The organism is Clostridium sardiniense, from assembly GCF_016907995.1.
Lineage (GTDB): Bacteria > Bacillota > Clostridia > Clostridiales > Clostridiaceae > Clostridium > Clostridium sardiniense.
This window is the reverse complement of sequence record NZ_JAFBDA010000003.1, coordinates 197,661-210,407: the sequence shown is the minus strand read 5'-3', so window position 1 is coordinate 210,407 and position 12,747 is coordinate 197,661. Positions and strand designations below refer to the sequence as shown.

Annotated in this window: 11 protein-coding genes, 3 tRNA genes and 2 rRNA genes; 11 read left to right on the top strand and 5 right to left on the bottom strand. The window is 29.1% G+C overall.

The window, feature by feature from the left end; all coding sequences use genetic code 11:
- From JOC62_RS04650 to JOC62_RS04630, 5 genes are all read left to right on the top strand, one after another.
- Positions 1-157 (top strand): 23S ribosomal RNA (locus JOC62_RS04650); the annotation flags it as partial.
- Between the two features lie 53 nt (positions 158-210).
- Positions 211-327, top strand: a 5S ribosomal RNA gene (rrf, locus tag JOC62_RS04645).
- 6 nt (positions 328-333) lie between these two features.
- A tRNA-Phe gene (locus JOC62_RS04640) sits at positions 334-409 on the top strand.
- Between the two features lie 5 nt (positions 410-414).
- Positions 415-490 (top strand) — tRNA-Ala (locus JOC62_RS04635).
- A gap of 282 nt (positions 491-772) precedes the next feature.
- Positions 773-1,516, top strand: a complete 744-nt coding sequence (locus JOC62_RS04630; protein WP_204594060.1) for a peptidylprolyl isomerase — start codon at positions 773-775, stop codon at positions 1,514-1,516.
- A 69-nt stretch (positions 1,517-1,585) separates the two neighbouring features.
- Here the strand turns inward: JOC62_RS04630 and JOC62_RS04625 are convergent, their stop codons facing one another.
- From JOC62_RS04625 to JOC62_RS04615, 3 genes are all read right to left on the bottom strand, one after another.
- The gene (locus JOC62_RS04625) at positions 1,586-2,248 is read right to left on the bottom strand and encodes an HAD family hydrolase (RefSeq protein WP_204594059.1); all 663 of its coding nucleotides are present in this window, start codon (positions 2,246-2,248) and stop codon (positions 1,586-1,588) included.
- Between the two features lie 93 nt (positions 2,249-2,341).
- The gene (locus JOC62_RS04620) at positions 2,342-3,691 is read right to left on the bottom strand and encodes a [Fe-Fe] hydrogenase large subunit C-terminal domain-containing protein (RefSeq protein WP_204594058.1); all 1,350 of its coding nucleotides are present in this window, start codon (positions 3,689-3,691) and stop codon (positions 2,342-2,344) included.
- Positions 3,692-3,973: 282 nt separating this feature from the next.
- A tRNA-Pro gene (locus tag JOC62_RS04615) sits at positions 3,974-4,049 on the bottom strand.
- Positions 4,050-4,556: 507 nt separating this feature from the next.
- Between JOC62_RS04615 and JOC62_RS04610 the strand changes: the two genes are divergently transcribed.
- The 3 genes from JOC62_RS04610 to rsmI all read left to right on the top strand — a co-directional run bounded on the left by JOC62_RS04610 (position 4,557) and on the right by rsmI (position 7,615).
- Positions 4,557-5,849 (top strand): C40 family peptidase, encoded by a 1,293-nt coding sequence (locus JOC62_RS04610; protein WP_204594057.1) that lies wholly within the window; start codon positions 4,557-4,559, stop codon positions 5,847-5,849.
- Positions 5,850-6,008: 159 nt separating this feature from the next.
- A complete protein-coding gene (locus tag JOC62_RS04605; protein WP_204594056.1) occupies positions 6,009-6,770 on the top strand; it encodes a tRNA1(Val) (adenine(37)-N6)-methyltransferase in 762 nt (253 codons plus the stop codon).
- Entirely contained in the window at positions 6,770-7,615 is an 846-nt protein-coding gene (gene rsmI, locus JOC62_RS04600; RefSeq protein WP_204594055.1) for a 16S rRNA (cytidine(1402)-2'-O)-methyltransferase, read from the top strand. The genes JOC62_RS04605 and rsmI overlap by 1 nt, the downstream gene beginning before the upstream one ends.
- Before the next feature lie 99 nt (positions 7,616-7,714).
- Here the strand turns inward: rsmI and JOC62_RS04595 are convergent, their stop codons facing one another.
- Positions 7,715-7,954 (bottom strand): AbrB/MazE/SpoVT family DNA-binding domain-containing protein, encoded by a 240-nt coding sequence (locus JOC62_RS04595; RefSeq protein WP_039311870.1) that lies wholly within the window; start codon positions 7,952-7,954, stop codon positions 7,715-7,717.
- Between the two features lie 600 nt (positions 7,955-8,554).
- Between JOC62_RS04595 and JOC62_RS04590 the strand changes: the two genes are divergently transcribed.
- From JOC62_RS04590 to JOC62_RS04580, 3 genes are all read left to right on the top strand, one after another.
- Entirely contained in the window at positions 8,555-9,145 is a 591-nt protein-coding gene (locus JOC62_RS04590) for a DUF1836 domain-containing protein (protein ID WP_204594054.1), read from the top strand.
- Between the two features lie 103 nt (positions 9,146-9,248).
- On the top strand, positions 9,249-9,395 hold the full coding sequence (locus tag JOC62_RS04585) for a YvrJ family protein (RefSeq protein WP_204594053.1): 147 nt from the start codon (positions 9,249-9,251) through the stop codon (positions 9,393-9,395).
- 41 nt (positions 9,396-9,436) lie between these two features.
- Entirely contained in the window at positions 9,437-11,716 is a 2,280-nt protein-coding gene (locus JOC62_RS04580; protein ID WP_204594052.1) for an ATP-dependent DNA helicase, read from the top strand.
- A gap of 96 nt (positions 11,717-11,812) precedes the next feature.
- Here JOC62_RS04580 and JOC62_RS04575 read toward each other — a convergent pair whose 3' ends face one another.
- Entirely contained in the window at positions 11,813-12,691 is an 879-nt protein-coding gene (locus JOC62_RS04575; RefSeq protein WP_204594051.1) for an aldose 1-epimerase family protein, read from the bottom strand.
- Positions 12,692-12,747: the final 56 nt, after the last annotated feature.

Here is a 12,747-nt window from a genome sequence, read left to right as displayed (position 1 = left end):
CGCTGAAAGCATCTAAGCGTGAAGCCCACCTCAAGATGAGATTTCCCATAGCGTAAGCTAGTAAGACCCCTTGAAGAACACAAGGTTGATAGGTCAGAGGTGTAAGCATAGCAATATGTTCAGCTGACTGATACTAATAGGTCGAGGGCTTGACCAATAAAAAGACGATCAACAAAAATTCATGTGCAATTTTCAGAGAATAATCTGAAATCTGGTGATGATGGCATAGAGGAAACACTCCTTCCCATTCCGAACAGGAAAGTTAAGTTCTATAGCGCCAATGGTACTGCACGGGAGACTGTGTGGGAGAGTAGGACGTTGCCAGGTAAGTGTGGCTCGATAGCTCAGTTGGTAGAGCAGCGGATTGAAGATCCGCGTGTCGTAGGTTCGATTCCTACTCGAGCCACCATATATGGGGGTATAGCTCAGTTGGGAGAGCACCTGCCTTGCACGCAGGGGGTCAAGAGTTCGAATCTCTTTATCTCCACCAAATAAAAAGATGTTCTAGATAAGAACATCTTTTTTTATTTGCCAAAATACAAAAAAGTATTAGTAGTAATACAAAAGAATTTTTAAAATTATGCACAGAACACAACATGAATTGTGGATATTATCCACAAAAGATATAGAAACTGTGGACAAAATTAATGAATGAATAAAAATTTTACAATAAATGTTTAAGTTATGCTATTTAGATTGTTAAATTATATATATATTGATAGAATTAGATGGTAGAATAAATTACAGTAGAAGTAGAAAAGGAGATTTTAAAATGGAAAATAAAGTATTAGCAACAGTTGGTTCACAAGAAATAACTGAAAAAGAATTAAATGAAATAATATCAAAGTACCCAGAAGATAGAAGAATGATGTTCGAAAGTGAGCAAGGTAAGAAACAATTATTAGAACAAGTTATTTCTTTTGAATTAATGAGCAAATTAGGTGAAGAGTTAAAATTAAATGAAACTGAAGAATACAAAGAAACAGTTAATCGTTTAGCTAAAGAAATATTAACTCAAATGACTATTGGAAAAATATTAGCAGATGTAACAGTTACTGATGAAGAAGCTAAAGAATACTACGATGCTCATAAGGAACAATTTGAAGAACAAGCTACTGTTTCAGCTAAGCATATATTAGTTGAAAATGAAGATGATGCTGTTAAGATAAAAGAAGAAATAGACAATGGAATAAGCTTTGAAGAAGCAGCTATGAAATATTCAAGCTGTCCATCAAAGGAACAAGGCGGAAATCTTGGAGCATTTGGTAGAGGAATGATGGTTCCAGAATTCGAAAATGCTGCATTTGAAGCAGAAATCGGAAAAGTTACAGAACCAGTTAAGACTCAATTTGGATATCACTTAATTTTAGTTGATGCTAAAAATGAGCCAAAGACAAAATCATTTGAAGAAGTGAAAGATGCAGTTGTTCAACAATTAATCCAAGAAAGACAACAAAGAAAATACTTAGATGTATTAAAAGAATTAGAAGCTAAATACGGAGTTACTAGAAAGTAATATCAATTAATTTAAAAAGGTAATTTTCATTAGAAAATTACCTTTTTGTTATATATAAAACTATATCAATTAAACTACTATTTCTTGAGGTATTATTTCACGAAAATCAGTAATGAAATCATCAGCTAATGAAAGAATCTCATTTTTATCATTTAAGCTTCTAATATCTTCCACACCTATAACTTTCATTCCAGCCTTCTTTGCCCCCTTAACAGCTTGGATAATATCTTCGAACACAACACATTCTTCAGGAGATACTCCTAATTTTTTTGATGCTAGAAGATATACATCAGGCTCATGTTTCCCAACTGATACTTCATCTGTAATAGTTATTGAATCAAAATAATTATATATTCCATTATTTTTTAAAACAGCTTCTAAAAGATGAAGAGAATTGCTAGTAGCCAATCCTATTTTAATATTTGATTTTTTTAAGAAATTAAAAAATTCTATTACACCATTTTTTAATTTTATATCCGTTGAATAGTGATAATAAGCCATATCACTCCATGATTTCTTTATTTCGTCTAAGGAATCTTCTAATTTGAATCTTTCCTTAAAATATACAGCAACTTGATTAAAACTTAAATGTCCAATTTCATCATTTAAATTTTCCGGAACTTCTATATTTTTTTCACCAAGATAATCCATATCTATTTGCTCCCAAACCCACATAGAATCAATTAAAGTTCCATCTAAATCAAAGATTGCTGCTTTTACGTCATTAAACATATTCTGCCCCCTTTTAAAGCTAAAAATAAACTGTAGAATAGAGTTTTATCCTACAGTAATTATACAAGTATATTTAGTTATATGCTATGTTTTCTAAAAAGTTCTATGAAAAATCTTAGTTTTTTCTTCATCAAGTAAGTCTTCGAAATTTTCTATTCCAAGTCTTTTAAATAAATCCACCAATATATCACTATGCGTAGCTATTTTTATTGGTGATGAATATGCGAAGTCTGTGACCGCTTTTGTTCCTTCCTCAACTGCAATTATACGTTTAGGTCCACCAACGCATCCTCCAACACATCCCATACCTTCTATGAAATTATAGTTGCATGAAGAACCGATGACTTCATTTAATAATGCTTTGCACTCTTTTACTCCACTAGCATTTTTACCTATAAATAAGTTGGACTTTTCAGGGAATAATTCAGATACAGCTTCAGAAATAGCGGTTGTTACTCCATTTGCTCGTGCATATATTCTACCGCCTCTAGAAGTATACTCACCTGAAATTGTTTCTGGTAGTGAAGCTGGTTTAATATTAAGAGTATTAAATAAACCTTGCAACTCTTCAAATGTAAGAACTAAGTCTACATCACCAATCAAGTCTTTTTCTCTTGCTTCAGCTTTTTTCGCTATACAAGGTCCTATGAATACCACTTTAACGTCTTCATTCAATGTTTTGATTACTCTTGCAGCAGCAATCATCGGTGATACTGAAGGTGTGACATGCTTGACTAAATCATTATATACACCTTTAATCATTCCAATCCACATTGGACAGCAGCAAGAAGTAATTAATAGATCATCTGTACTCTTTACATGATGATTGAATTCAAAAGCTTCCTTTATTGTGAGCATATCAGCAGCAAAAGCGACTTCTATCATATCTGTAAATCCCATTTTTATGAAAGCTGTTCTTAGTTGATCCATAGTAATAGTGTCTCCAAATTGACCAATTATAGCAGGGGCAACGGCTGCAATAACTTTAGTATTATTTTTTAGTAAATCTAACAGCGGTATAAGTTCTATTTTGTCAAGATATCTACCGTCATGACAAGTAGTAACGCATACTCCACAATCAGTACATAGGTCAGTATTAATATATGTATTACTTGAAATTGGATCTTTTAGAATTGCATCAAAAGGACATGATCTTTGGCAAGCTGTTTTTCCATCATTACCTGTATGGCAAGAAGAACTACATTTTGAGATTTTCTCAACGAGCTTGTTTTTAACAGAATAATCTGTAATAGCTTTCTTTAGATTATAAATATAATCACCATCTGATTTAACAGAGACACCACATAAGGATGAGATTATTGATTTGATTTCTTCTTCAGAATATTCTTCAGATTTAATAATATTATTGATTTCTTCATCAAATGTATTATTATAATAAGAAGAAATAAGTTTAGTTAATATATCATTGTATTTTTTATGCATAAATTTCACTCCTAAAAACTTTCACTCAATATGTTTATATTATTTATATTTTTGACAATAATAATACTTATAATGCTGAAATATTATAAAGAGAGGAAATAAGGTATGATGTGGTTTGGTTTGGGATATGTTTTAGTTGTTATAGTAACTTTAGCTTTATGTAAGGCTGCAAGCTCAGATAGGGAATATACTGAAAGATATGATGAAAAAGAAAATTTATAAATATAAATAGAATAAATATAGAAATAAAAAAAGACTATGAGTTAACTCATAGTCTTTTTGTGGTCGGGGTGACAGGTCTCGAACCTGCGACCTCATGGTCCCAAACCATGCGCGCTACCATCTGCGCCACACCCCGTTACGACATGTTATATTATATGCAAAAATAGTACAATTGTCAACTTTGTTTACTTTTTATTAAAAAAAACATTACAATTTTGTAATGTTTGTGATATTATAAAAATATAATATCTATAACAAGGTGTTAATCGAGAGAAAATTTATATTGAATAAACAGGGTTTAAATAATTTTACTTCTTATTTATTAAGGTAAGAAGTTATAAGTTATAATAAATAATGGTAAAGTTATCTAGAGATATATAATTACTAACAGGGCTTAGTTGAAGCATCTTATAAAAACAATTATATTTGGGAAAAGTTGTATTATAATTGACACAAGTTAATGTAAACAATATCAATTGTAATATATATTTACAAAATTGTTTTAAAAAAATAGTTGACTTTAAGGAATATGTAATAATTAAGGTTGTACCATTAAAGATGTGATGATATAATATTAGATGTATTTCTAGTAAGAAACACAGAATTTGAAAGGGGGGTAGGTTCATAAAGAACCGATATACTCATGAGAAAGAAGATTGTTGCTGCAATTATTGCAGGCATGTTAGTTGTAAGTTCTGCTGTACCAGCATACGCTACTCCAACTAACACTGAGGTAAATCAAGTAAGGGATGAATACACAGAATTAGGTGCAAAAATATCAGATATACAACATAAAATAGATGATTTAAACGTTAAAATAGAACCACTAGTACAAAAAGTGCAAAATAATAAAGTTGAAATTTCTAACACTAAGAAAGAAATGGATACTACTCAGAAAGAAATGGAACAAACTAAAGAGAAGATGAAAAGCCAAGAAGAAGTTCTTGGAGGAAGACTTAGAGAACTTTATAAGTCAGGTGGACAAACTAGTTACCTTTCATTAATCTTTGGAGCTGATAGTTTCTCAGATCTAATAGGTAGATTAGATTCTGCAAATAGATTAGTAGAACTTGATAAGAGTGTTGTAGATGAGCTACTTGCAAATCAAAAGAGCTTAGATAGTAAAATCACATCTCTTCAAGATAAGAGTAAGAAACTTGAGCAATTAAACACTGAGACTCAACAAGAATTAGGTAAATTCGAAAAATTAAAGAGTGATCAGGAAAAATTAGCATCTGATGCTAAAGCAGCTCAAAAAGAATTTGATGCTAAGTATCTTTCAAAGATGGAAAGACAAATAATATCAGGACAATTAGATGTTATAAATAACTCAAATAGTTCAATTGATGATTTAAAAGGTGCAGTATCACAATTAAAAGATATTAAAAATAATCAAATAAAGAGTCCAACTGTAATTGAAGAAATCGATGCAGCTATAACAAAAGGACAAAATGCAATTTCACAAAAGCAAGCTGCAGCACAGGCTTCACAAAGCGCTCCAAATAGAGGTGGATCAGCAAGTGCTGGATCATCAAATAATGGTGGCGGATCATCAAATGGTGGATCATCATCAAACGGTGGCAGTACTCAATCAGGTAGTGTACAAGCTGTATTAAATATGGCTTATGCACAATTAGGAAAACCATATGTTTATGGTGCAACAGGACCAAGCACATTTGACTGTTCAGGTTTTACAAGCTATGTTTATAGCAAGGCAACAGGAATATATATTGGCAGAACAACATATGATCAAATCGGAGCTGGAAGAGCTGTATCAAGAGCAGAACTTAAGCCAGGAGATTTAGTATTCCCACATGCAGGACACGTTGGAATATATGTAGGTAATGGTAATATTATTCATGCACCTCGTACAGGAGATGTAGTTAAAGTATCACCAATATGGAGCTTCTACGGAGCAAGAAGAATATTAAATTAGAGTATTTTATACATTAAGGAGACCTTAGAATTTTCTAAGGTCTTTTGTTATTATACAAATATTATATGCTGTAAAATGAGTAGTATTACTGAAGTTGTGAAGTAAATTTTAATAATGTATAATTAAAAAAGAAATTTAAATGTAGAAGGATGAGTAAATATGGCAATAAATAATAGTGTTGAAATAAAAGATAACGAGAATATTGATGACTTACAATTAAATGGTTTAATGCTTATACAAAAAACAGATGGTTTTAAATTTGGTGTAGATGCAGTTTTATTATCAGATTTTGCAAATGTAAAAAAGAAACATAAAGTTATTGATCTCTGTACTGGAACAGGAATAATACCATTTTTATTATATGGAAAGTACAATCCAAGTAGTATAAAAGGAATAGAAGTACAAGAAGATATGGTTGAGATGGCAAATAGAAGTGTAAATCTAAATGAAACTTATAATATTGAATTTATACATAGAGATTTAAAAGACAGAGATTTTTTAAAAACAGTAGAAAAAGCTGATGTTATAACTGTTAATCCTCCATATAAATTAAACAATGCTGGAATAGTAAATCCTTCAGACAAATTATCTATTGCTAGACATGAAGTATTATGTAATTTAGAAAATGTAATAGAGGCATCAAGAATTCTATTAAAGGATAATGGAAGATTATTTATGGTTCATAGGCCTGAAAGACTGGCAGATATAATTACTTTAATGAGAAAATATAAAATAGAGCCAAAAAGAATAAGAATGGTACACCCAAATAAGAATAAAGCTCCTAATATAGTATTAGTTGAAGGTCAAAGAGACGGGGGATCATTCTTAAAATGGGATGCTCCAATATATGTATATAATGAAGATGGAAATTATTCAGATGAAATAAATAGAATCTATGGTAGAGGAGAGAATAATAAATAATGAGTGATGGAAAATTATATTTAGTTCCTACTCCAATAGGAAATTTAAAAGATATAACGTTAAGAGCGCTAGAAGTTTTAGAAAATGCAGATGTTGTTGCAGCAGAAGATACAAGGCAAACAATAAAATTACTAAATCATTTTAATTTGAAAAAAACATTAATAAGTTACCATATGCATAATGAGCAAGGTAAAAGTGATGAAATATTAGATAGATTAAAAAGAGGAGAGCAAATTGCATTAGTAAGTGATGCTGGTATGCCAGGAATTTCAGATCCAGGAAGTGTTATAGTAAAAAAATGTATTGAAGAAGGCTTAGAATTTGAAGTTCTTCCAGGAGCTACAGCTTTTGCAACTGCATTAATATATTCAGGATTAGATAGTTCAGCATTCATGTTTAAAGGGTTTATTCCAAGAGATACTAAATCAAGAAAGATTATAGTTGAAGAATTAAAAGAGAGAAAAGAAACTTTAATATTTTATGAGGCACCTCATAGATTACTAAGTACATTAGATTTTCTATTAAATAATTTTGGGGATAGAAATATTGCAGCATGTAGAGAACTTACAAAACTACATGAGGAAATAGTTAGAGGAAGTTTATCAGAAGTAATAGAACATTTCAATAATAATTCACCAAGAGGAGAGTTTGTTCTTGTACTTGATGGATTAAGTGAAGAAGAAATAGAAAAAGAAAAAAGAGCTGAATTTGAAGAACTTTCTATAGAAGAACATATAGTTAAATATATAGAAGAAGGTTTTAGTAAAAAGGATGCAATAAAAAAAGTTGCAAAGGATAGGAAAGTAGCTAAAAACGAAATATATAAATATTCTACAAATATATAAATTGTAATATAATAAAAAGTCACTGAGTCCGGCTCAGTGACTTTATTATTAAAAAATACAAATATATTTTAGGGGAATATATCTGTATTTTAAGTAATACTATCTCTTTAATTCAGCTAAACAGTTCTTGCAGATGTTCTTTCCTTTATAGTTAACAACATCTCTAGCATCTCCACAGAAGATACAAGCTGGCTCATACTTCTTAAGGATGATTTGCTCACCATCTACATATATTTCTAAAGCATCTTTTTCTGCTATATCTAGAGTTCTTCTTAACTCTATTGGAATAACTATTCTTCCTAGTTCATCTACTCTTCTAACTACACCTGTTGATTTCATAAAAGTTTCCTCCTCAAATTATACATTAATCATAAATTGCAAAATTCATCAATATTCGACAATTTACTATGTTATCTTACCAAAATTGTAATTTAAAGTCAACAGTAAAAATATTAAGTTTTATTAAACTACAAAATTTACTATTAAATACTACAATAATTAATATACTACCAAATTCTAGAAATGTCAATAGTTTACAAATTAAATTTTGGTACCCAACTATTATAAAACTAAAAATGGCTTGTTTACAAGGGTTAAAAGGAAAAAATATTAATAAAATGCGAAAATATTTGTAAAAAAGGTGAAAAAATTTTGAATCATATAGAATTAATAGATAAAAAATATTGAAATAAAAGTCCGAAAATATAAAAATTTGTTGAAAAATAATATAAATTGAATATATGCATACTAAAGGAATTTCTAAATATCATAAAATGATTTAATTAAATGGTGTTTGTAAGAAAAATATGTGTAAATATATGTTTAAATATATTTAATAGGGAAAGAATAAAATATAATAATGGTAAAAGTAACTTGTAATAAGTTTATCTATACTATATAATAATATTAAGACTTATATGGAGGTAAAGGTGAAGATCGATGAGTAACAAAATTAATGCAGATTATATTAATGAACTTGCTGAAGAAATGTCTAAAGGAAGTATGATTTCTTATGATGATTTGCCAAAATATGATTTATTTTTATCTCAGGTTATTGATTATTTAAATGATAAATTTGCTGATGATAAATATACTAATAATATAGTTCAAAATTATATTAAGAGTGAAGTCATAACAAAGCCTGAAGATGGCAAAAAAAGAGGATATACTAAAATACATTTAGTTCAATTAGTGCTACTTAGTTATATGAGACCTATACTTACTACGGAAGAAATAAAGAAAGTATTTAGCTTAGCATTTAATGAAATTAATGATAGAACTGATGATATCATATCATGGGAAACAGCATATAAAATGTTTGCAGAAACTCAGAAAGAAAGCTTAGATTCATTTTTATCAACATCTGTAGATACAGAAGAAAGACTAGATGAAATAGTTAAACAATTAAAATTAAATGGTAATGAAGAAGAAAGAATTAGAACTTTCTTATTAGTACTATCTTTAATAGCTCAAGCAAGTGTAATCAAAAAGTTGGTACAAAAGATAGTAAATGAATATCACGAAGATTAAATTATAGAGATGATGCTAGTACATCATCTTTTTTATATTTTAAATATTTTTCTTGTAAAGTTATAAAGTTGCATATTTATAATTTATAAGGAGGGATGATAATATGGAAAGTTTTATTGAAGTTGCTAGTAATGTAGGTTTTCCTATTGCTATTTCATTATATTTGCTTATAAGAATAGAAGGAAAGCTTGAAACACTAACTAATAGCATAAATAATTTATCTAATGTTATGAGTAAATTTGAAAAGTAAGATATAATTATAATCAAGGTTAAATTTGAGAGGAAAATGCTATGAATAAAGAAGTTATAAGAGAGTCTGTAAGAGGTCTTGTAGAATTTATACTTAAGAGTGGAAGTATTGATAGTAGATTTTCTACATCGAAAAGAGCTGTTGAAGGAATAAGAGCACACCAAAAGCTTCAAAAAAGTAATGAGGAAATATTTGATAAGTATGAAAGAGAAGTTTATTTAAGTAATGAATTTGAACTTGAAGATTTTATTTTGAAAATTGATGGAAGAGCTGATGGGATAATTTACGAAGAATCAAAAGTAATAATAGAAGAAATAAAATCTACATATAGACCATTATTAGAAATAGATGATTCTAATGAACTGCATTGGGCTCAAGCTAAAGTATATGGATATATATATTCTGTTCAAAATAAATTAGATAGTATTGAAATACAATTAAGTTACTATCAATTAGAAAGTAATGAAGTAAAAAGTTTTAGGCGAAATTATACGATACAAGAATTAAATGCTTTTTTGAACGAAATAATACAAGGTTATGAGAAATATGTAGTTTTATCTGTTAATCATAGAGAAAATAGAAATAGATCAATAAAGAAATTAGAGTTTCCATTTAAATCATATAGGGAAGGTCAACTAAAGCTTGCACGTGCTGTTTATGGAACTATGAGAGATGGGAAATTACTTTTTGCTCAAGCACCGACAGGTATAGGGAAAACAATATCTACAATATTTCCTTCTATAAAATCTGTAGGTGAGGGAATAAAAGAAAAGATTTTTTATTTAACGGCAAAAACAGTAAATAGTCAAGTGGCAGAAAATACATTGAATATACTTAGAGAAGAAGGATTAAAATTTAGGAGTATAACACTAACGGCGAAACAAAAGGTTTGTTTAAATGATAAGGTAAGTTGTAATCCTGATGAATGTAAGTATGCAGTTGATTATTATGATAAAAGTAAAGATGTTATATATTCTTTACTAAAAGAGTGTGGAAATATTGATAGGGAATTAATACTTAAATTAGCTAAAGAAAATGAGATATGTCCATTTGAATTATCATTAGATATGATTAATTGGTGTGATGGAGTAATCTGTGATTATAATTATATTTTTGATAGAAGAGTTGGACTTAAAAGAGTAGTCGAAGATATGGGGGATGAGATTGCATTACTTATAGATGAGGGACATAACTTGGTGGATCGTGGGAGAAGTATGTATTCAGCAACGCTTAATAAATCTAAATTTTTAGAGATGAGGAGAGAATTAAAAGGAAAGGTTCCAAATCTTTATAAGGTAGTAAATAAAATAAATTCATATTTTGTAACTATTAGAAGAGAATGTGAAAGTAGAGAACAAAATAGTTATTATGAAAAAGAGGGACCTAAGGAATTATATAAATATCTTAGAACATTTATAGGTGAAAGCGAAGAATTATTAGTTAAGCTTAAGAGTGAACCATATTATGATGAGTTACTTGATTTATATTTTGATATAAATAAGTTTATTGGAGTCAGTGAATATTATGGAGATGAGTATGTTACTTATGTTGAGTATGATTATAATGAAGTTAGTATAACTTTATTCTGCATAAATCCAGCAGATAAAATTAAGGCTATAACAGATAAAATCAAAGGAACAGTAATTTTTTCAGCGACATTATCTCCAATTGATTACTACATTGAATTACTTGGTGGGAATGAGGATTCTTATAGATTAAGATTAAAATCACCATTTGATAGTAGTAAGTTTGATGCAAATGTGCATCCTGCCAATACCAGGTTTAGGTTTAGAGAGAAAACCATAAAAGATATAGAGGATAAAATTAGAGAGTTCTTACAAGAGAGAAAAGGAAATTCATTGATATTTTTTCCATCATACGACTATTTAGATATGTTTATTAAGAATATAAATAAAGAATTTGATGGTTATAAAATGTTAGTTCAAGAAAGAGAAATGAATGAAGAGGATAAAGAGCGGTTTATATCTGAATTTAGAGAGAATAATAATATGGTTGGATTTGCTGTACTTGGTGGAATATTTTCAGAAGGAATAGATCTTCCTGGAGATATGTTAATTGGTACTGTTGTTGTAGGTGTAGGTTATCCCAAAATTTCTATAGAGAGAGAAATTATTAAAGATTATTTTGAAGATAAGGGATATGATTATGCGTATATATATCCTGGGATAAATAAAGTCCTGCAGGCTGTTGGAAGAGTAATAAGAACAGAAGAAGATGAAGGTAAAGCATTGCTTGTAGATGATAGATACTTAACATCAAAATATAAAAGTTTGCTTCCAAGAGAGTGGGATATTAATTAAGTATTATTTGTATATGATATAAGAAATAGATAAACAAAAAAAGTCCATTTGAGGACTTTTTTATTTATCTTGATTTAATATAACATACTAGGTATATTACTCAGATAGAGTTAATGTATAACTACATTGGAAAGTATCATTAACATCTAATTTTTCTATTCCAGCTTTATCTTTAAGTTCTCCAGTAAAATCAGAATAATCAGCATGTCCATACCAAGGTTCTATACATACAAATGGAGCTCCTTCTGCTTTAGACCATAAACCCATGAATGGGAATCCTTCGAAATCCATAGTGAGAGACTTACCATGATTCTTTGATTTTAGAGATATCTTATTTGATTTTAGATTATCAAAGACTAGAGCATCACCTGCAAATAATTCTTTGCTTAGTGGGATTATATTTTCATCATCTAAATAATCTTTTCTTTCATGATTAAAATATCCATCTTTAGTAAGAAGCATAGTATCAGCTGTTTCTTTATGGTTGAATTCAAAATAATAATCATTCATAGTTTCATTTTCTTCAATTGGGCATAAAAATGCTGGATGTGCTCCAATTGAGAAGTAAATTATTTTATCATCTAGATTTTTTACTATATAAGTAACCTTAACACCACTTTCAATAAGAGTATATTTAATTTTTAGTGAAAATTTATAAGGGTATACTTTTAATGTATCATTAGAATACTTTAACTCAAAAGTTATTGAGTCCTTAGTTTGATCTATCATTTCAAAATCAGAAACTCTTGCAAGTCCATGCTGAGGAAGGTTATATGTAGCTCCACAAGCTCTATATTCACCGTTATTGACTTTACCTACTATAGGAAATAATATTGGAGAATGATATTTCCAATGCTTTGGATCTCCATTCCATAAGAATTCGATTTCATTTTTCTTTGAAATTAAGTTGTGAAGTTCTCCACCATAAGTGCTAGCAGTTATTTTAGTTGATTCATTTTCAAGTGTATACAACAAATGAAACACTCCCTTTCATATTAAATTATACACTTAATATTACAATTTATGGAAAT

Coding starts and splice junctions, on each gene's coding strand:
- JOC62_RS04595 (WP_039311870.1), bottom strand. CDS start 7,954: ATGAAATCAACAGGTGTAGTTAGAAGAGTAGATGAACTAGGAAGAATA.
- JOC62_RS04625 (WP_204594059.1), bottom strand. CDS start 2,248: ATGTTTAATGACGTAAAAGCAGCAATCTTTGATTTAGATGGAACTTTA.
- JOC62_RS04620 (WP_204594058.1), bottom strand. CDS start 3,691: ATGCATAAAAAATACAATGATATATTAACTAAACTTATTTCTTCTTAT.
- JOC62_RS04580 (WP_204594052.1), top strand. CDS start 9,437: ATGAATAAAGAAGTTATAAGAGAGTCTGTAAGAGGTCTTGTAGAATTT.
- rsmI (WP_204594055.1), top strand. CDS start 6,770: ATGAGTGATGGAAAATTATATTTAGTTCCTACTCCAATAGGAAATTTA.
- JOC62_RS04590 (WP_204594054.1), top strand. CDS start 8,555: ATGAGTAACAAAATTAATGCAGATTATATTAATGAACTTGCTGAAGAA.
- JOC62_RS04630 (WP_204594060.1), top strand. CDS start 773: ATGGAAAATAAAGTATTAGCAACAGTTGGTTCACAAGAAATAACTGAA.
- JOC62_RS04605 (WP_204594056.1), top strand. CDS start 6,009: ATGGCAATAAATAATAGTGTTGAAATAAAAGATAACGAGAATATTGAT.
- JOC62_RS04585 (WP_204594053.1), top strand. CDS start 9,249: ATGGAAAGTTTTATTGAAGTTGCTAGTAATGTAGGTTTTCCTATTGCT.
- JOC62_RS04610 (WP_204594057.1), top strand. CDS start 4,557: ATGAGAAAGAAGATTGTTGCTGCAATTATTGCAGGCATGTTAGTTGTA.